Source organism: Sphingobium sp. TCM1 (assembly GCF_001650725.1).
Lineage (GTDB): Bacteria > Pseudomonadota > Alphaproteobacteria > Sphingomonadales > Sphingomonadaceae > Sphingobium.
This window is the reverse complement of record NZ_LXVX01000034.1, coordinates 316,550-335,192: the sequence shown is the minus strand read 5'-3', so window position 1 is coordinate 335,192 and position 18,643 is coordinate 316,550. Positions and strand designations below refer to the sequence as shown.

The following is an 18,643-nucleotide window of genomic DNA, read 5'->3' as shown; positions in this document are numbered from 1 at the left end:
CGCCGGGGGTTCCCCTCACATCCCCCGCACCCGCGCCTCGCCGCGTTTCCCCAGCATCAAATCGGTCAGCGCCCACACCAGCGCATCGGCGCGATCGGGCGACCGCCCCGGCCCGACATAGGCTCCCCCCGCCAGCAATCCGCACATCTGGTCCTCCAGCTCGGGGAAAGCGCCGCGATGCGCCACCCGCCCGGCCTCATAGAGCGCCGCCACCGGCTCCGCCCGCGCCGCCTTCCCCCGGCTCGCATGGACCAGCCGCACCGGCATCGTCTCCTCCGCCGCGCGCAGCACGCTCTCCACCATCGCGCCGCCATTATTGGCCTCGGCCACCACCCGGTCGGCGCCATGCACCATCGCCGCCGCCGCGACCGCGCGCGCCCAGCCTTCGGGCCGCTCGCCCGAAACGCTGGCGTCGGCGATCACATAGGCGCGCCCGTCGCCGCCCGTGCCGGCGACAATGATGCCGCACGCATCGCCCCCGGCCGAAGCGGGCGGATCGACCGCCACCACCACGCGTCCCAGCATTCCCGGCACATGCGCCACCCGGCACCGCTCGATCAGATCGCGGGTCCACAGCGCGCCCTCCACCTCCTCGATCAGCTCACCATCCAGTTCCTGCCGCCCCAGCCGCGTCCCGCCATAGCTCGCCGCCATGGCGTCGACGAAGCCCGGCGCCAGATTGGCCGCATTGTCCGCCGTCCGCCCCCGCGTCACCACCACATCCGTGCCATCTCTCGCCGCCAGCGCCCGCACCAGCGGCACCGGCCGGGGCGTCGTCGTCGCCAGCACGCGCGGCGCGTCGCCCAGCCGCATCCCCATCATCAGATTATGCCAGGCCGCCTCGCCGCCCGCCCATTTGGCGATCTCGTCGGCCCAGCCATGACTGAACTGCGGCCCGCGCAACGACTCCGGCTCGGCCGCGCCGAACAGCATCGCCACGGCGCCATTGGGCCAGGTCAGCTTGCGCAGCGCCGGCGCATAGACCGGCCGCGCCCACCATGGCGCGACGGATAGCAGCCCCGACGCCCCTTCCACCATCACGCTGCGCGCCTCGCCCAGCGTCGCGCCGACCAGCGCGATCCGCGCGGCGGGATCGCCCTCCGCGATCGCCCGCACCCATTCCGCCCCTGCGCGCGTCTTGCCAAAGCCGCGCCCCGCCATCATCAGCCAGATGCGCCAGTCGCCCGCCGGCGGCAGTTGCCCCGGCCGCGCCAGATAGGCCCATTCCCGCTCCAGCCGCTCGGCCGCCGCCTGCGTCAGCCGCGCGCGCAGCCGCGCCCACGCCGTCCGGTCCTCGCCGGCCAGCCATTCCCGATCCGAAAGCATGTTGACCCCGCCTCTGAATGTTCGATCCGGGATTGGCGGAGGGTCAGGTCAGGTGACCCGCATGGGCTGAACCTCGACCCTTCTATTTCCGCGGCGCCATCCCGCCAAAGGTCACGAGGCTTTCGGCCCCATCCTTGCCCACCGCCGCGACGCCGATGAAATGATCGTCCACGACCACATCCTTCAGCAGCGTCTCGGTCGCCCCGGTCACGACGCGGCTGTCGGTCCAGTCCTGCGCGTCGGCCCGCCGCCAATAGACCTTATATCCCGCCGCCCCCGGCACGCCGTCCCACAGGACGCGCGTATCCATGGAAAGCGCCCCGTCCAGCGACACGCTCGCAGGCGCGGCCGGCGCATCGGCCAGCTCGCGCAAGGCCGCGACGTTCAGCGCCGTCACCTTCGCCAGATAGGAAAAATCCATCCCCTCGACCGTGTCGCCATAGACGCGGCCATTCTCGGTCCGCAGGTCCTGATGCTGCCGGTCATAATTTTCGATCCCCACCGAAAAGCGCACCGCCGGGAATCCCAGCTCCAGGAAGGGCGAATGATCCCCGCCGCGCCCGAACCTGTCGAAACGCCGCACCGCGAACACGTCGAGGCCGATCTGCGGATTGGCTTCCGCGATGCCGTCGACCTTCTTGGCCAGCGCGCGCGACGGCCCGTCATCCTCGCCGCCGCTCGCCCGCCGCGTCCGCGCCGCCTTCTCGTCCTCGGCAAAGCGGATGCCTTCCGAAAACACCCGCACCCGGTCGGCGACTTGTCTGCCGTTCTGGCCCATCGTGTTGCCGACGATGTCGTTGTTCAGCATCGCCCGCACCTGCCAGCCGCGCGCTTTCGCCGTGCTGGCAAGCAGCTTGCCGCCCCACAGCCCCTGCTCCTCGCCCGACAGCAGGGCATAGACGATCGTCCCATCGAACTTTTCCCCCGCCAGCACCCGCGCCGCCTCGATCACCAGCGCCGTGCCCGACGCATTGTCGTTCGCGCCCGGCGCATCGCTGGTCGCGTTCATGACGTCGCTCACCCGGCTGTCGATATGCCCGGCGACGATCACCACCTGATTGGGATCGCCTGTTCCCTTCTGGATCGCCAGCACGTCCACCACCTCGACGCCGTCGGGCGCGCGCGGCCCGGTGAAGCGGTCCCCCACCGTCTCGACCGTCAGGCACCCACCGCACGTCCTGCCGATCTTCTCGAACTCCGCCGCGCCCCAGCGCCGCGCCGCGCCGATCCCGCGCCTGGCGTCGGTCGCAGACGACAGCGTATGCCGCGTCCCGAAACCCACCAGCTTTTCCACCGTCGCCTTCAACCGCGCCGGATCGGGCGCGCCCTTTCCGGCGCCCCCCTGCGCGAAAGCGGGGCCGCACAGGGCGGAGGCACAAGCGGCGGCGATCAGGATCAGCTTTTTCATGAGCCAAACTCATATCGCCTGTTGCACGCCTGTAAAGCCACCGGCCGCCTTTCCCCTCCGCTCCGAATAAAGAACAATATGGATCAAATATTTACCCCTTGACGACTTGCCCCGCCAAAGAGCAGGTCATGCACCTCGGCTCGGGGGAGCCGAGTCACTTTGGGGGGGATACCAATGAAGTCTGTTTCCAGCGCCATTCTCGGCGCGATCGCCTTTGCCTGCGCACCGTCCGTCCTCGCCCAGGTCACGACCGTGCCTGCCGCGCCGGTCGCCACCATCATCGCCACGCCTGGCGGCAATATCCTGCGCGCGGGCAGCCAGCTGTCGCTCAGGACCGCCGAGCCGCTGACGACCGAGGGCAAGAAGCTGCGCATCGGCCAGCGCGTCCAGCTCGAAGTCGCCGAAGCCGTCATGCTGAACGGCCAGACCGTCATCCCGCTCGGCAGCCCGGTGGTGGGCGAGATCACCGACGTCCGCAACAAGGGCATGTGGGGCAAGTCCGGCCGCATCAACGGCCGCGTCCTCTATGTCCGCGCCAATGGCACCCAGATCCGCCTGACCGGCAGCTTCGATGACAAGGGCGTCACCGGCACCGCCGGCGTCGTCGCCGCCATCGCCTTCGTGCCGGTCGCGGGCTTCTTCACCACCGGCACCAGCGCGAAAATCCCGCTCGGCGCGCCGGTCTCGGCGTTCCTCGACGAAGATATCAGCGTCGCCTTCGCCCCCTCGGCCGCGCCCGCCACCCCGGTCGCCGCGGTTCCCGCCGCAACGCCCGCAGCCGCTCCGGCTCCGGCGCCCGCCCCGACCAAGACCTCGCTGGTCGACCCGTCGCTGGAAATCAAGGCGACCAACTGATCGCCCGGCCGGCGCGGCACCCCGCGCCGGCCAAGGATGGATGGCGAAATGGCGGTTTTGAGCCAACGCCTGCAAAGGTCGTTGAAAGGCGGTGACTCGCCGTCTCCTGAGACCCCAGCCTCCGCTGGGGTGACGGAAGAGACGACAGGCGACTGGCCGCCTATCAATCATGATATTGCAGAAGCAGCCAATCCAACGTCATGCCAGCGAAGGCTGGCATCTCAGGCGAAGGCGCGCAACAGTCGCACATGGCGCGCGGCGGTTACACCTGCCTCATGACTAACAAGGCCAGAGGCGCTCTGCCTGTCGGCGTCACGGCGAACCTTGGCGAACGCATCGAACGACATTGAAATGGGACGGGTTCTTCCTGCTGAAAAATATGACGTGACCCGTTCCGCCAGCAATGCGCCCACCCCAACTCACCCCATCACCGGCCGCGCCACCAGATCCGCCTCCGCCTCCATCCGCGGCGCCGGGATCATATGCCGGTGCCAGAACAGCGACACCTGCCCCGCCCGGATGCAAATCTGCCGCCGCGCCGCCATGATCTTCAGCGTCAGCGCCATTTCGTCCGCCGCCGCCCCTTCGATCGTCAAATCCCCCACCGGCCCGGCCGCCAGTCGCTGCAATATCCTGTTTTCCAACGTCATTCCGGCCCAATGCTGCACCTGCACAATGTGTTCCGGGGCAAAAATGGTTAAGGCGTCGCCCGTCGCGCACCCGGACCGGATCGTCGCCGCCGCTCCGCCGCGGCGCCCCTATGCTCCCGCCGTCGCCCGCCTTCGCCGTATCTCCTCCAGCGCCCGCCGCACTCGCGCCACCGCGTCCGGGCTGTCGGGCCGATCCCCCCCTGCGTCGTTGGCCGCACGGATCTTCAGCACCCGGTCATGGTGGAAGCTCAGCAGCCGCAGCGCGATCGCCAGATTGCGCCCGCGCTTCACCTTGCGCGCCTTCACCACGCCCTCGCCGTCCAGCGTGATCTCCTCCGTCTCGCTGCCGAACAGCACCTCGCGCATCAGCATCGCCTCGATCTCGGCATAGCCCATGTCGAGCGCCGCGTCCCAGGCGCGGCCGAAGGCGGGGTCGCGCCGCCTTCGGTCATAGGCCCCGGCCCGGCACTTGCCGACCGCGCGCGCGGCCTCGCTGGCGTTGCAGGTTTCGGCCAGCACCGCCATGAACCGCCCGACATCCGCCTTGCTCCACCCGTCCCGGCGCGGCCTGCGCTTCTGCGCCCGCACCGCTCCACCCGCCGCCTGCCGCTGCGCCACCAGCGCATCGCCGGCCTGCTCCTCTCCCTCATCCGCCACCATGCCCGTCCCCCGTCACCCGCGCCGCACGACAAAGGAGCCGGCCCTTCGCAGGACCGGCCCCTTGGCAACCGCCATGGCGGCGACTCACATTTTCCCAATATCCACATTCCTGCCACAGCAGCGTGACGATGTCAAGGCAAATGTTCCATATAGGTTACTTCATGCCGCCATTCTCGCCAGGATCGCCGCTTCCTGCGCCAGCGCCTCGGCAAAGCTCGGGCGCGCCTTCATCCGCTCCAGCCATGCCACGACCCTGGGCCAGCGTTCTGCCGTCAACCCCTTGGAACAATAGCAGACATTGATGAGCGGGCAGGCCGCGGCAATGTCCGCCAAGGTGAAGCGATCCTCCACCAGCCAGCCGCTCTCCGGCAGCACGCTTTCCAGATAGTCGTAGATGGCCGGCATCTTCTCGGCCTCCGCCGCATCCGCCAGCGCGGGATCGTGCGGCAGCTTCATCGCCTTGCCCACTACCCGGTTGAAAAACACCTGAGCGCCCGCCGCCTGGGCGATGGTGTCGCCAAACTCCTCATACCAGATGGTCCGCGCCCGCGCCCTGGGATCGGTCGGGATCAGGTTGGGTTCGGGATGCAGGGCATCCATATAGGTTATGATCGCGGTCGAATCGCTGATCAGGAAATCGCCATCCTCCAGCGCCGGCATCTTGCCGAAGGGCGACGCTTTGGCGAACACCGGATCGCCCCGCCCGAATCCTGCCGGCCGGACCTCGATCGCGATCCCCTTCTCCGCGGCAAAGACGATGACCTTGCGCACGAAGGGCGACGGCCTGGCGCCATGGATGATCATCTCATTCCTCCTCTCTCATGGTCGGATGGCGCCATCATGCCTATCCAGTAGCATATTGCAACCAATATCGCGCGCCAGCCTGGCGGACCGGAGGGGTGGCGAGCGGCATGGCGGCTTTTGAAGAGATTATCGACGATAGCTGACGCTGCACGACGAGAATTCACCCGCAACAAACGCCCCCACTCTCAGACATTCGCGCATGACAAGTAGCGTCTACATGGCAGGCGGTCCTTTACTACGCCGTCAGTTCACAGAGCCATCGCCCACGTTTCGCTTCCGATGTCCTGGCCGAAATGCCGCTCGACCTTGGTGTCACGCAGCTTGAAGCCAGCGCGAGCGTAAAGCCGACGTGCGGATGTCAGCTGACTGTCGGTCCATAACTCCAGTTGCCTGTAGCCGGCCGTCCGAGCGCGTGCGATGCAGGCCTCCACCAACTGACGGCCCACTCCAACGCCTCGCGCATCCGGCTCGACATAGAGCAGCCGAAGCTTGCCTATCGCTTGTTCTTCCGAGCGCATGAGGAAGATCGACCCCGCCATTTTCCCATCCCATTCGGCCACCCATCCGGCTTCATGATGTGGGTCGAAGGTGCGGTGGAAGTCCGCGAGTATCTGCGCGATCAAGGTCTCGTAACTTCCATCATAACCATATTCGGCGGCGTAGAGGACGGCCTGCCGATGGACGATCAGCCCGAGATCGCCCGTCCGAAGCTCTCTTACGATAAGGTCCGGTGCGGTCTTCGCTTCCAGAACCTCTTTGATTGACGAAACTGCCCGGAGCAACTCGGCGCGGCGAGAGAGGGGTAGCGCATCCAGCAGGGCTGCAACGCTGTCTCGTGCCCCCTGATCCGCCTTATCGAACGCCACCCTGCCCTTTGCGGTGAGCGACAACAGTTGATTGCGACCATGAGCAGGGTCTTCTCGCGAGATTATCAGCCCTTGCTCGGCAAACCTCTTGAGCGTGCGGCTTATTTGCGAGCGGTCCAGACGCAGGGTTCGTCCGATTTCGGCGGCTGTAGGCTCCTGGCGGTGCGCCAGCTCATACAGTATCCGTCCCTCGCTCAACGTGAACCTACTGTTGGCAAGGTGTGTTTCGAGGAGGCCCAGATGGGTTGTGTAGGTCCGATTAAAGCTTCTAAGCTGGTCTACCTCGTCGTCTTTGCCGCCGCTCATATCTCACTCGCAGTATGTTGATTCCGTCAACATATGGCAAGACATTGTTGATTGAGTCAACATATCTCTCCTCGTCGGCTTTCCCCCAGACCAAGTCTTTCACCCTCCGACTTGCCATCTACATGAGGGACCGGTTTCAAGATGCGGGTCTGAATGTTCCACTGACCAGTTTCGGTCGAAAACACCCACTATCATGCTTCTGGCCGACCTCACAGGAACCGGCCGATCACGCCCATCACCCGCGCCACCGTCTGTGCCTTCTCGCCCACCGGCGCGACATAGTCGATCACGTCCCGGGCGGCCGCCTCGCCCGCCCCGCGCGCGATCGCCCAGGCGGCCAGATAATGGGCCGCCATGCACCCGCCCGCCGTTGCGACATTGCCCGCCGCGTGGAAGGGCGCGTCGATCACCCGCGCGCCCGTCTCCTCCACCCAGGGCTTGCTCGTCAGGTCGGTGCAGACCGGCACGGCGTCCAGCAGCCCCAGCTTAGCCAGCAGCAGCGCGCCCGAACATTGCGCCCCGATGATCTGGCGTGCCGGGTCCAGCCGGATGCGCGCCATCAGCGCCGCGTCGTCCGCGACCGCGCGCGTCCGCACCCCGCTGCCGACCAGGACGATGTCCGCTTCTTCCGTAAATTCCATGGGCTGCTGGACGTGGACGGCGACGCCATTCATCGACGTCACCAACACCCCCGGCCCGCATATCTCGGCCCGCCAACCCTTCACCCGGTTGAGCAGGGCCAGCGCCACGAAGCTGTCCAGTTCGTTGAAGCCGTCGAAGCTCAGTATCGCAATCCGCATCGTCATCCCTTCTGCACGATCGCGGACCCCCGTCATCTCCCGCCCGTCGCCCCACGCATGACGCTGGAGGCAGGCCGGCCCGACCGGTCACGCGACAATCGGGGCACCCTGCCGCAAGCAACGCCCAGCCGCGCGATCCGCTCGCGCCATGCTGGACTTCTTCTACCGCCCCGCCCCGGCCTCCACCGTCCGGCGCGTATAGTCGATCCTGATCCGCACCCAGCTGCCCACCATGACCTTGCCGTTGACGCGCGGCGGCAGCACCAGGAACTGCCAGGCGGCCAGGCGCACCGCCTTGGCGAAGCCCGACCCGATCGGTGCTTCGCCCAGAGCCTGGCAATTCTCGACATGATAATGGTCGACCGTCTTGCAGGCGACCAGGCCATAGCCCTCCGCCGGCGCATTGGCGGGCATGTAGGTCGACAGCTCAGCATGGGTCGGCCGCCGATACCATTCCGCCTCGAACAGCTGCACGCCCCCCGGCCCCTCGCCCGGTCCCTGCACCGCCGCGCTGTCGCCCTTGCCCTGCCCGATCCCCTGCGCCGCCTTGGGCAGGGCACCGATGTCGGCCGCCGCCATCTGCTCGCGATTGAGCGTCAGGAAGGGGAAGGGCGAGGGCGGCTGCTCCGCAGGCTTTTCCACCGGGATGGGCGGCCGCACCATGGGATCGGCCTGTTGTTGCGGGCTGGCCTTGTCCTGCTCGCGCTTCTCCGCCTTATCGGCCCTGGCCTGCTCCTGGTCCGCCTTCGGCCCCGCCTCGACATCGAAGGTCACGGGCAGCCGCTGGTCCTCCCTGGGCGGATCGAAGGTCGGCGACAGGGTAAACAGCGCCAGCAACAGCAGCAGGTTCAGCACCAGCGCGAACGCGACGCCACCGGCGCGCTGCCGCACCTTGGCCCAGGAAATGGAAGAAATGATCAAATGCGCCGGCCAAACAGGACTGAAGACAAGGGGTCTTGCCCAGACGGCACCGGACAGTCAACGCCGTGGATCGGTCGCCGGCGTCAAATCAACAGACATCCTCTTCTCGCACCAGCGGTCGGCTTTCGCGGGTCCCCCGCATCCGGCTCGCCTTGTCGTCCGGGTCGCTCGTCAGCACGACATGATCCTCATGCACTTCCAGCAGCACGCCCGCGAAGGGAAAGCCCGCCAGGCTCCCCGTCACCCGGTAACTGACCGAATCGCCGACCTTGAACGTCGCTGGATCGGTATTGAAAGCGAACGGGCAACTGCCCTCGCCCATATCCTGCATGGCCTCTCTCCTTCGGCGCGATCCTATCGCGCGCGCCGCCGCGATCAAGCGCCCTCGCCCGCCATCGCATCGCCGATGCGATCGCCGCGCCGCGTCTGCCACGATCCGTCGCCCGAAACGCACCGACGGGCAAAAGCGCTGGCGGCGGCCCGTCATCTCGGCTAGGCCCGGCGCCGATGCTTACCAGGCTCTATCAATGGACGCTGGCCAAGGCCGCCCATCGCCACGCCGAACGCTGGCTCTTCGCCATTTCCTTCATGGAATCGAGCTTCTTCCCGATCCCGCCGCACCCGCTGCTGGGCCTCATGTGCCTGGCCCGGCCGGAACGCGCGCTGCGCTTCGGCCTCATCTGCACCCTCGCCTCGGTGCTGGGCGGCATGTTCGGCTACGCGATCGGCTATTTCCTCTATGAAACGGTCGGCCAGCAGATCCTGGCCGCGCTGGGCCTCGCCGCCAAATTCCCGGTCGCCGCCTGCTATCTGCGCGATTACGGGGCGGAAATCATCCTCATCAAGGGCGCGACCCCGATCCCGTTCAAGCTCATCACCATCACGGCGGGCTTCATCGGGCTGCCGCTCTTCACCTTCCTCTGGGCCAGCATCGTCAGCCGCGCCTTCCAGTTCATGCTGGTCGGCTTCCTGTTCTGGAAATTCGGCCGCCCGATCAAGGCGTTCATCGAGAAATATCTGGCCCTCCTGTCCGCCGGCTTCCTGGTGCTGGTGGTCGGCGGCTTCGTCGCCGCCTCGATGCTGTCGGGCGGCGGGGAAAAGAGCGACAGGTGCTCGGGCGCCACCATGGCCACGATTCGCTAAAAGGCTGACATGAAGAACGCTTTCGCCCGCCACCCCAAGGTCGCGGCGCTGCTGGCGGGCTTCCTGTCCGCCACCGGCTTCGCCCCGCTCAAGCTCTGGCCCGTCACCCTCGCCTGCCTCGCGCTGCTCATCCTGGCTGTCGAACGCGCCCCGGACCGGCGCGCCGCCTTCACCCGCGGCTGGCTGTTCGGCGTCGGTCATTTCACCCTCGGGCTCAACTGGATCGCCCACGCCTTCACCTTCCAGGCAACCATGCCGCACTGGTTCGGCTATGGCGCGGTGCTCCTCCTCTCCCTCTACCTCGCCGTCTATCCCGGCCTTGCGACCTTGGGCGCATGGTGGCTGAACCGGGCCATCGGCGGCAAGCCGCTGTCCTTCCCCCTCCTCCTCGCCGCCACATGGATCGCGACCGAATATCTGCGCGCGACCCTGTTCACCGGCTTCGCCTGGAACCCGCTCGGCGTCATCTGGATGCCGACCGGCGCCGCGATCGCCGCGACCGTCATCGGCACCTATGGCCTGGGCGCGCTCGCCATCCTCGCCGCGGGCGCGCTCCTCCTCGCCACCCGCCGCCAGTATCGCCCCGCCGCCGCGATCCTCGCCCCGCTCCTGCTGCTCGCGCTCTGGAGCCACCTCGCCACCGCGCCGACAACGCCCGAAGGCGCGCCCCGCATCCGCGTGGTCCAGCCCAATATCGGCCAGGACGAAAAATATTCGGTCGAGGCCGAATATCGCAACTTCCGCAAGCTCTCGACCCTCTCGGGCGAGCCCCGCCCGGCCCCGCGCCTCATCTTCTGGCCCGAAGCCGCCATCCCCGCCTATCTCGACCTCGAACCCGACTGGCGCGCCCGCCTCGCCGGCCTGCTCGGCCCCGGCGACCTGCTGCTGACGGGTGGGGACAAGGTCTATTTCAAGCCGGTCGAGCAGGACGGGATGCTGGTCAACAAGCTCGCCGGCGCCAACAACAGCGTCTGGATCGTCACCCCCCGCGCCACGCTGGCGGGTCGCTACGACAAGGCGCATCTGGTGCCCTATGGCGAATATCTGCCGATGCGGACCCTGCTCGAGCCGATCGGCCTGTCGCGCCTCGTCCCCGGCGACGCCGATTTCTGGCCCGGCCCCGGCCCGCAAAGCCTGACCCTCCCCGCCAGCCTCGGCCGCCCGCCACTGAAGATGGGCGTCCAGATCTGCTATGAGATCATCTTCTCCGGCCATGTGATCGACGCCGGGAATCGCCCGGACTTCGTCTTCAACCCCTCGAACGACGCCTGGTTCGGCAGCTGGGGTCCGGTCCAGCATCTCGCCCAGGCCCGCCTGCGCGCGCTGGAGGAAGGCGTGCCCATCATCCGCGCCACGCCCACCGGCGTCTCGGCCATCATCGACGCGCGCGGCCAGGTCGTCCGCGCCCTCGGCCTCAACCGCGCCGGCTATCTCGACGGCGGCCTGCCCCCGGCCCTACCCCCAACGGTCTTCGCCATTGTCGGTAACTGGGCGGCCCTCGCCCTCATCATTTTGCTCCTCGGGCTGGCCATTGCCTTGCGTCGCGGCAAAAGCTAATAGGCACATAAACATTTCTTTATATCGCAATTCGCCCAAGCATCTTACGGGAGTCCCATGCGCAGCACTTATCTCTTCACTTCGGAATCCGTCTCCGAAGGCCATCCCGACAAGGTTGCGGACCAGATTTCCGACGCCATCGTCGATCTGTTCCTCTCCAAGGACCCCGAAGCCCGCATCGCCTGCGAAACGCTGACCACGACTCAGCTCGTCGTGCTGGCCGGCGAAATCCGCTGCAAGGGCGTTTTCGAGAATGACGAATGGGCGCCGGGCGCTCAGGAAGAAATTGAAAAGACCGTGCGCGAAACGGTGAAGCGCATCGGCTATGAGCAGGAAGGCTTCCACTGGGAAAGCTTCCGCTTCGAGAACAATCTGCACGGCCAGTCCGCGCATATCGCGCAGGGCGTCGATGCCAGCGGCAACAAGGATGAAGGCGCGGGCGACCAGGGCATCATGTTCGGCTATGCCGCCAACGACACGCCCGACCTGATGCCCGCGACCCTCTATTACAGCCACAAGATCCTGGAAACCATGGCGGCCGACCGCCATTCGAAGGCCGCGCCCTTCTTGGAGCCGGACGCCAAGAGCCAGGTGACGCTTCGCTACGAAGGCAGCACGCCGGTCGCCTGCACCGCCGTCGTCGTCTCCACCCAACATGCCAAGGGCTATGACCAGGGTGAGAAGGAAGCCGAGTTGAAGGCCTATGTGAAGTCCGTCGTGGCGAAGGTGATCCCGGCCGAGCTGCTCTCGGACGAGACCGTCTATCACATCAACCCGACCGGCAGCTTCGAGATTGGCGGCCCCGACGGCGACGCCGGCCTGACCGGCCGCAAGATCATCGTCGACACCTATGGCGGCGCCTCGCCTCATGGCGGCGGCGCGTTCAGCGGCAAGGACCCGACCAAGGTCGACCGCTCGGCCGCCTACATCACCCGCTACCTCGCCAAGAATGTGGTCGCTGCCGGCCTTGCCCAGCGCTGTACCATCCAGATCGCCTATGCGATCGGCGTGGCCGAGCCGCTGTCGCTCTATGTCGACACGCATGGTTCGGGCACCGTCGGGGACGACAAGATCGAGGAAGCGATCAAGAGCATCAAGGAACTGGGCGGCCTGACCCCGCGCGGCATCCGCACGCATCTTGGCCTCAACAAGCCGATCTATCAGCCGACCGCCGCCTATGGCCATTTCGGCCGCAAGCCCGAAGGCGACTTCTTCCCCTGGGAGAAGACCGACCTGGTCGAAAAGCTGAAGGCAGCCCTGTAATCATCCCCGTCATCCCCGCCCAGGCGGGGATTTATCCCCCGCACGCCCCTGCCGGGGCAAGGTCGGGGATTGGCGTCCCGCCGCCGCGGGAATGATGACAAGGAACAAGAAAAGGCGCGGGATAACCCCCGCGCCCTTTTCACGTCAGCGCAACACCAGCGCCAGCAGATCGGCCGAAGACACACCCGCCGATCGCAGGAAGCCCTGATAATAGTCGCATCCCTCGCGGGCGAGCAGATCGAGCTGCTGTTCCGTCTCCACCCCCTCGGCGATCACCTTCAGCCCCAGCGACTTGGCCATGTGGATCACCCCGCGCACGATGATCCGGTCGCGCGCGGTGCCGGCGATATCCTGCGCCAGCCCGCTGTCGATCTTCAGATAGTCGAGCGGCAGGCTCTTGAGATAGGCGAGGCTCGAATAGCCCGTCCCGAAATCGTCGATCGCCACCGCCAGCCCTTCGCTGCGCAGCGCATGGAGCAATGCGGCCGCCGCGTCCACATCCTGGATCAGCCCGCTCTCGGTGATCTCCACCGTCAGCCGCGCGCGCGGAAAGCCGCTGCGATCCACCAGTTCCAGCAGGTCGGCCATGAAGCGCGGCTGGGCGATGTCGGCGGCGGTGACGTTGATCGACAGACGCAGGTCGGCCAGCGCCCGCGGCCATGCCGCCGCCTGCCGCAATGCCTCGCCCAATATATGCGCCGACAGCGGCAGCATGTAATCGGACCGCTCCGCGGTCGCGAACAATATGCCCGCGCCCAGCGGCCCATAATGGGGGTGGTTCCACCGGGCCAGCGCCTCGACCCCGCTGATCCGGTCGGACGAAACCGGATATTGCGGCTGGAAAACGATGCCGATCTCGCCCCGGTCCAGCGCCAGCCGCAGGTCGGTTTCCAGCCGGTCGGGATCGACCTGCCGGCTTTGCTTCTCCGCCGACAATATGCGGATGCCTTCGCCCCCGCCCTGCCGCGCATCGGCCAGGGCCATGCCCGCGCGGCGCAGCAGCAGGGTCGCGTCATCCTCGGCCCGCGCCTGCGCGATGCCGCAGCGCGCGGTCAGCCGGATCAAATGGTCGCCCGCGCTGAACGGCCGCCCGATCGCCCCGATCAGCTGCCGCGCCAGGAAGGTCGCCCGCTCGCTCGCCGCCGCCTCGCCGGTCAGCCCGACCAGAAATTCGGTCCCCGCGATTCGCGCCGCCATCGCGCCGGGCGCCACATCCTCCACCATTCGCTCGATCCGCCGCGCGATTCGCCCCAGCAGCGCGTCGCCCACCACCTGGCCATAGGCGGCGTTCATCCGCTCGAACTGGCTGATCGACAGCAGCAGCACCGTGGTCGGCAGCCCGACGCGCCGGTCCAGCCACCCCAGCGCCGCCTGCCGCGATCGCAGCCCGGTCAGATAGTCGCGCTGCTCGCCGTCCCGCTCATGCCGGTCGGACAGCCATTCGACATCAGCCGCAATCTGCCCGTCCTCGACCCGCAGATGATGGACCAGCCTGTCGCCCGGCCGGTCGGGCAGGCCATGCGCCAGCGGCGCCAGCCGCCCGGCCCGCGCCATCGCCTTCATCGCGGTCAGCACCCCGCGTCGCTCCGCGCGCGACAATCGGCGCAGCAGCGCGGCCGGCGCGATAGCCGCTCCGTCCAGCGCCAGTTGCTGCGCCAGCGCCTCGCTCAGGCGCAGCATCCCGTCGCTTCCCAATTGCCAGTAAAGCGCGTCGCCGCGCCGGATGCGCTGCGCCCGCTGGCTCGGCCGCGCACCGCCGCCCAGCCGCTCGACCAGCCGCTGCGCCGACGCCAGCACGCCGCGCAGCCGCTCCCGCGTGAAGGGCGCGGTCAGGAAATGCGTCGCTCCCGCCGCCAGCAGCGCGGGCACCCGCGTTTCCTCCGCTCCGTCGATCAGCACGACCAGCGCGCCGCCGCCCGCCTCGGCGGCCGGGACCAGCGGTTCCAGCAACCTGTCCATGTCGCCGCCCGCGCGCAGGTCGACCAGCGCCACCTGCGCCTCGCTGCGCAGGAAGCGTTGCGGCGCATCGCCCGGCCGGCGCGCGCCGATCGCCCGCCAGCCGATCGCCTGCGCCGCCTGGCACAGCCCGTCGCGATCTCCCGGCGACAGGATGAAGAGGCTTGGCTGCCCGTCCCGTGCGGCGTCCCCGCTCACCTCATCTGTCTCCCTGCCCCGCGCATCGCACCGTCTTTACCGACAAGGAGTTACCGACCTGTTGGCATCACCGCAACGGGGGCGCTTGCACCGGCCCGGACCATCGCCTAGCTATGCAGCCATGGCCATTGCCGCCCCTTCGTCCCCGGCCCTGCCCTTGGTCGACGGTCTGGGCCGCCGGATCAGCTATTTGCGGATTTCGGTGACGGATCGCTGCGACCTGCGCTGTCGCTATTGCATGGCGGAGCGGATGCAGTTCCTGCCGAAGAATCAGGTGCTGACGCTGGAGGAGATCGCGCTGCTCGCCGATCTTTTCGTCGCGCGGGGGATTGCGAAGATCCGCCTGACCGGCGGCGAACCGCTGGTGCGCCGCGACATCGGCGATCTCGTCCGCCGCATCGGCCGCCATCTGGGACAGGGTCTGGACGAACTCACCCTCACCACCAACGGCACGCGCCTCGCCGCCCATGCCGACGACCTGTTCGACGCCGGGGTGCGCCGGATCAATGTCAGCCTCGACAGCCGCGACCCCGATCGCTTCGCCCATGTGACGCGCGGCGGGCGGATCGACGATGTGTTCGCCGGGCTGGACGCGGCGCGCGCCGCGGGCCTTGCGATCAAGATCAACATGGTGGCGCTGAAGGGCGTCAATGACGACGAAATCCTCCCCATGCTGCGCTGGTGCGACAGCCAGGGCTTTGACCTGACGCTGATCGAAACCATGCCGCTTGGCGAAACCGGCGAGGATCGCACCGACCATTATCTGCCGCTGACGCAGGTGGCCGACGCGATCGGCGCGCATCACCCCCTCACCCCCATCGCCCACCGCACCGGCGGCCCGGCCCGTTATCATGCGGTGGAAGGGATGGGCATCCGCCTCGGCCTCATCACCCCGCTCACCCGCAATTTCTGCGCGGACTGCAACCGCATCCGCATGACCTGCGAGGGCAAGATCTTCATGTGCCTGGGCCATGAAGACCATGTCGATTTCAAGGCCGCCCTGCGCGAAGGCGGCCCGGATGCGGTTCAGCCGCTCATCGACCGCGCCCTGCGCCTGAAGCCCGCAGCCCACGACTTCCGTATCGGCGCGGGCGAGCAGGCCGCCACCCATCGCCATATGAGCGTCACCGGCGGATGAGTGGCGACGCGCGGCGCGCGCTGGTCGCGTCCCCCACCCAGGCGGCCCGCGCGGCCGAAGAGCGGTTGCGCGCCGCCTATGACTTCGTACCGGTCGATCAGGCGGACATGATCGTCGCGCTGGGCGGCGATGGCTTCATGCTCCACACGCTCCATGCGATGCTGGAAAGCCGCCGCATCCTTCCCGTCTTCGGCATGAACCTCGGCACGGTCGGCTTCCTGATGAACGAATGGCGGCTGGAACGGCTCGACCAGCGGCTGGAAAAGGCCAAGAGCTTCAAGGTCAATCCGCTGCGCATGACCGTCGACACCGTCGATGGCGAGCAATTCTCCATCCCCGCCATCAACGAAGTCTCGCTGCTGCGCGAAACCCGCCAGACCGCCAAGCTGGAGGTGCAGGTCAACGGCCGCGCGGTGCTGCCCGAACTGGTGTGCGACGGCGTGCTGGTCGCCACCCCGGCCGGTTCCACCGCCTATAATCTGTCCGCCCATGGCCCGATCCTGCCGCTGGGGTCGGGGTTGGTAGCGCTGACGCCCATCAGCCCCTTCCGCCCCCGCCGCTGGCGGGGCGCGATCCTGCCCGAATCCACCGCCATCCGCTTTTCCGTGCTCGACCCGGTCAAGCGCCCGGTCAGCGCCGTCGCCGACCAGCGCGAAGTGCGCGACGTCGCCCAGGTGGAAGTCCGCATCGACCGTACCACGCCCCTGACCCTGCTGTTCGACCCCGAACATACGCTCGACGACCGGATCGCCGCCGAACAGTTCATCGCCTAGCGTGCGGTCGCGTTTTCGCACCCCAGGCCCGTTTGCCGGCTCTGCCGGAAACGCTTTGGATTTTTTATGACATTGCGGCTTGCCATCCCCGGAAAGCCGCTGCTATAGGCGCGGCCTGCCCAGCGGAAGCCGGGTCGCTCCCCGATAGCTCAGCGGTAGAGCATTCGACTGTTAATCGAATGGCCGTAGGTTCGAATCCTACTCGGGGAGCCAACTTGAAACGCCCGAGCCACCCGACCCTGTCGGGGGCTCGGACGGCGAGTTTCCAACCATAAATTCTTCAAGCATATCAAATGGTTCGCGAAAGGTCACGTGCAATTGCCCGTTCGCCCATGTGCTGTTCGAAACCAACAGATTCAAAGCGGTATTTTTGCCGCTTTGGGACTGTAGGTTGAAGGTTGTGTGAGCCTTCCGGGCGAGGTTGAGCAACGCGATCCCGTCTTCAACGAACGCATCCTCGGCATTATGCAGCACGTCGATCCGACGTTGGCATCCTGTCCGTTCCTCGCGCCAGGTTGCCGCCATCCGATCATGCATGTCAGCCGTTATCCGGCCATCGAGATGATCGATGTAGAGCTTATCCAGGCGTTGCTGCAGTCGATCGGCTTCGAGCCGAAGCCGGGCGATCGTCTCGACTCGTTCCCTGCTCTTGTCTGAATGCGACTCGCGAATCGCGCGTTCGATCAGTGAGAAAATTTCATCATCCATGTGCAGCCGAGCGAGCTGCTCCGAGAAGGCCAACGCCAAGGTCTCCTCACGAACATATTTCTCAGGACACTTCTGCTTGAAGCCGGAACAGTGATAGTAAATGTATCGCCCGCGCTGCATTTGGGCCACTACCGCGCATCCGCAGTGTCCACAGGTGATCAGGCCCGTGAAGGCAAAGCGCAGCGGCTCCGCCCGGACGTTGCTCGCACTGCGCCCATCTAGAACTTCTTGAACGTTCTCCCAAGTCTCGCGAGTCACGAGTGGATCGTGAGTGCCTTGATATAAGCGACCAGCCCACTCGAATGCTCCAGCATAAAGCCGGTTTCGGAGCATATAGTGGATCGTGCTGATCCCGACCGGCCGCTGGCTCCGACGATATCGGAGCCCTGCGTCTCTTGCCTTCTGGGTGACGTCCTTCAGGGCATAATCGCCCGTCTCGAACCATTCAAACACGCGTCTCACGATCGGTCCGAATTCGGGATCAGGAACAATGATCTTTTTGCCCTGTGGCCCCACGACGTTAAGGTAGCCGAGTGGAGCCTGCGAAGGCCAGATGCCCTGCTTCGCCTTCTCCAGCATGCCCTTGCGGGCCTCTTCGGATAGATTGTCGACATAGTTCTTAGCCATGAGGACCTTGATCCCGTGCATGAACTTTTCAGATGAACGCGAGTCGCGGGAAAGGACCGTTCCTTCTTTGACGAGATGCAGCTCAATGTCGAAACCGTCGAGCGTCACCCAATCCTTAATATTGCGATAGAGCCGATCCGTCTTCTCCACCAGCAGATGTCGGACCCCAGGATGGCTCCGAAGATATTTGAGCATCGCCTCGAACTGGGTCCGGCCGGTCTTTTTCGCGGTCTCCACATCGACATACTGCTCGGCGATGCTGAAGCCCATACGCTCAGCATATTCGCGGATCAGAGCAACCTGCGCATCGATCGAGAAGCCCTCTTTCTCCTGCTCTGCCGTAGAGACGCGAGCATAGAGGACGGCTTTTTCCCCTCCGACCGAGCGCCCACGACCAGACGATTGGACTTTGGGTTTACGTGGGCGTGCCATGTGTCATTCCTGAATCCTACTGAGAATACCTCCCTATCCTCCCTCCCCTCCATCAAGCCACGAGGACGTGACTATGCGAGCGGCGGGCGGCGTGACAGTTTCCGTTTTACATTATCGGATTTCCTCGGTCGACCACGGGGTTTGGCAGGCCGATTCTTTTCCGCCGCAACCACAGCTGGGTCAGCGCCGGACACCTCCCATTGGACCAGCATCCAGACGTAGTCTGCAAGATTTCCGAGCAGGTTCCTCGCC

Annotated in this window: 17 protein-coding genes and 1 tRNA gene; 7 read left to right on the top strand and 11 right to left on the bottom strand. The window is 66.5% G+C overall.

The window, feature by feature from the left end; translation table 11 throughout:
• Positions 1–15: 15 nt before the first annotated feature.
• Entirely contained in the window at positions 16–1,326 is a 1,311-nt protein-coding gene (locus tag A7Q26_RS18640) for a DNA-packaging protein (protein WP_066862624.1), read from the bottom strand.
• An 82-nt stretch (positions 1,327–1,408) separates the two neighbouring features.
• Positions 1,409–2,734 carry a M28 family peptidase gene (locus tag A7Q26_RS18635; RefSeq protein WP_066862620.1) on the bottom strand — a complete coding sequence of 442 codons (1,326 nt, stop codon included), beginning with the start codon at positions 2,732–2,734 and terminating at the stop codon, positions 1,409–1,411.
• A gap of 174 nt (positions 2,735–2,908) precedes the next feature.
• On the opposite strand from A7Q26_RS18635, the gene A7Q26_RS18630 reads away from it, so the two are divergent.
• Positions 2,909–3,589, top strand: coding sequence for a hypothetical protein (locus tag A7Q26_RS18630; protein WP_066862617.1), 681 nt, complete (start codon positions 2,909–2,911; stop codon positions 3,587–3,589).
• 419 nt (positions 3,590–4,008) lie between these two features.
• Here A7Q26_RS18630 and A7Q26_RS18625 read toward each other — a convergent pair whose 3' ends face one another.
• From A7Q26_RS18625 to A7Q26_RS18595, 7 genes are all read right to left on the bottom strand, one after another.
• Complete coding sequence (locus tag A7Q26_RS18625; protein ID WP_066862614.1) at positions 4,009–4,239, bottom strand: hypothetical protein; 231 nt, start codon at positions 4,237–4,239, stop codon at positions 4,009–4,011.
• 108 nt (positions 4,240–4,347) lie between these two features.
• Complete coding sequence (locus A7Q26_RS18620) at positions 4,348–4,899, bottom strand: hypothetical protein (protein ID WP_066862611.1); 552 nt, start codon at positions 4,897–4,899, stop codon at positions 4,348–4,350.
• 159 nt (positions 4,900–5,058) lie between these two features.
• Positions 5,059–5,703 (bottom strand): glutathione S-transferase family protein, encoded by a 645-nt coding sequence (locus A7Q26_RS18615; RefSeq protein ID WP_066862608.1) that lies wholly within the window; start codon positions 5,701–5,703, stop codon positions 5,059–5,061.
• Between the two features lie 248 nt (positions 5,704–5,951).
• Complete coding sequence (locus A7Q26_RS18610; RefSeq protein ID WP_066862604.1) at positions 5,952–6,875, bottom strand: bifunctional helix-turn-helix transcriptional regulator/GNAT family N-acetyltransferase; 924 nt, start codon at positions 6,873–6,875, stop codon at positions 5,952–5,954.
• Positions 6,876–7,084: 209 nt separating this feature from the next.
• Positions 7,085–7,675 carry a DJ-1/PfpI family protein gene (locus A7Q26_RS18605; RefSeq protein WP_066862940.1) on the bottom strand — a complete coding sequence of 197 codons (591 nt, stop codon included), beginning with the start codon at positions 7,673–7,675 and terminating at the stop codon, positions 7,085–7,087.
• 162 nt (positions 7,676–7,837) lie between these two features.
• Positions 7,838–8,596, bottom strand: a complete 759-nt coding sequence (locus tag A7Q26_RS18600) for a hypothetical protein (RefSeq protein ID WP_066862602.1) — start codon at positions 8,594–8,596, stop codon at positions 7,838–7,840.
• Positions 8,597–8,684: 88 nt separating this feature from the next.
• A complete protein-coding gene (locus tag A7Q26_RS18595; RefSeq protein ID WP_066862599.1) occupies positions 8,685–8,927 on the bottom strand; it encodes a hypothetical protein in 243 nt (80 codons plus the stop codon).
• 176 nt (positions 8,928–9,103) lie between these two features.
• Here A7Q26_RS18595 and A7Q26_RS18590 point away from each other — a divergent pair, with 176 nt between their 5' ends.
• From A7Q26_RS18590 to metK, 3 genes are read left to right on the top strand one after another with little or no spacing between them, the layout of a single operon-like run.
• Positions 9,104–9,739: a YqaA family protein gene (locus tag A7Q26_RS18590; RefSeq protein WP_066862596.1), complete on the top strand. Its 636-nt coding sequence runs from the start codon at positions 9,104–9,106 to the stop codon at positions 9,737–9,739.
• A 9-nt stretch (positions 9,740–9,748) separates the two neighbouring features.
• Positions 9,749–11,296: an apolipoprotein N-acyltransferase gene (gene lnt / locus A7Q26_RS18585; protein ID WP_066862593.1), complete on the top strand. Its 1,548-nt coding sequence runs from the start codon at positions 9,749–9,751 to the stop codon at positions 11,294–11,296.
• Positions 11,297–11,353: 57 nt separating this feature from the next.
• A complete protein-coding gene (metK, locus tag A7Q26_RS18580; RefSeq protein WP_066862591.1) occupies positions 11,354–12,559 on the top strand; it encodes a methionine adenosyltransferase in 1,206 nt (401 codons plus the stop codon).
• 144 nt (positions 12,560–12,703) lie between these two features.
• Here metK and A7Q26_RS18575 read toward each other — a convergent pair whose 3' ends face one another.
• Positions 12,704–14,713: a putative bifunctional diguanylate cyclase/phosphodiesterase gene (locus A7Q26_RS18575; RefSeq protein ID WP_066862588.1), complete on the bottom strand. Its 2,010-nt coding sequence runs from the start codon at positions 14,711–14,713 to the stop codon at positions 12,704–12,706.
• A 121-nt stretch (positions 14,714–14,834) separates the two neighbouring features.
• Here A7Q26_RS18575 and moaA point away from each other — a divergent pair, with 121 nt between their 5' ends.
• The 3 genes from moaA to A7Q26_RS18560 all read left to right on the top strand — a co-directional run bounded on the left by moaA (position 14,835) and on the right by A7Q26_RS18560 (position 16,837).
• Positions 14,835–15,851 (top strand): GTP 3',8-cyclase MoaA, encoded by a 1,017-nt coding sequence (gene moaA / locus A7Q26_RS18570; RefSeq protein WP_066862585.1) that lies wholly within the window; start codon positions 14,835–14,837, stop codon positions 15,849–15,851.
• Positions 15,848–16,624 carry an NAD kinase gene (locus A7Q26_RS18565; RefSeq protein WP_066862582.1) on the top strand — a complete coding sequence of 259 codons (777 nt, stop codon included), beginning with the start codon at positions 15,848–15,850 and terminating at the stop codon, positions 16,622–16,624. The genes moaA and A7Q26_RS18565 overlap by 4 nt, the downstream gene beginning before the upstream one ends.
• 138 nt (positions 16,625–16,762) lie before the next feature.
• Positions 16,763–16,837 (top strand) — tRNA-Asn (locus A7Q26_RS18560).
• Here A7Q26_RS18560 and A7Q26_RS18555 read toward each other — a convergent pair.
• Positions 16,823–18,391, bottom strand: coding sequence for a recombinase family protein (locus tag A7Q26_RS18555; protein ID WP_084439206.1), 1,569 nt, complete (start codon positions 18,389–18,391; stop codon positions 16,823–16,825). The genes A7Q26_RS18560 and A7Q26_RS18555 overlap by 15 nt on opposite strands.
• Between the last annotated feature and the right edge of the window lie 252 nt (positions 18,392–18,643).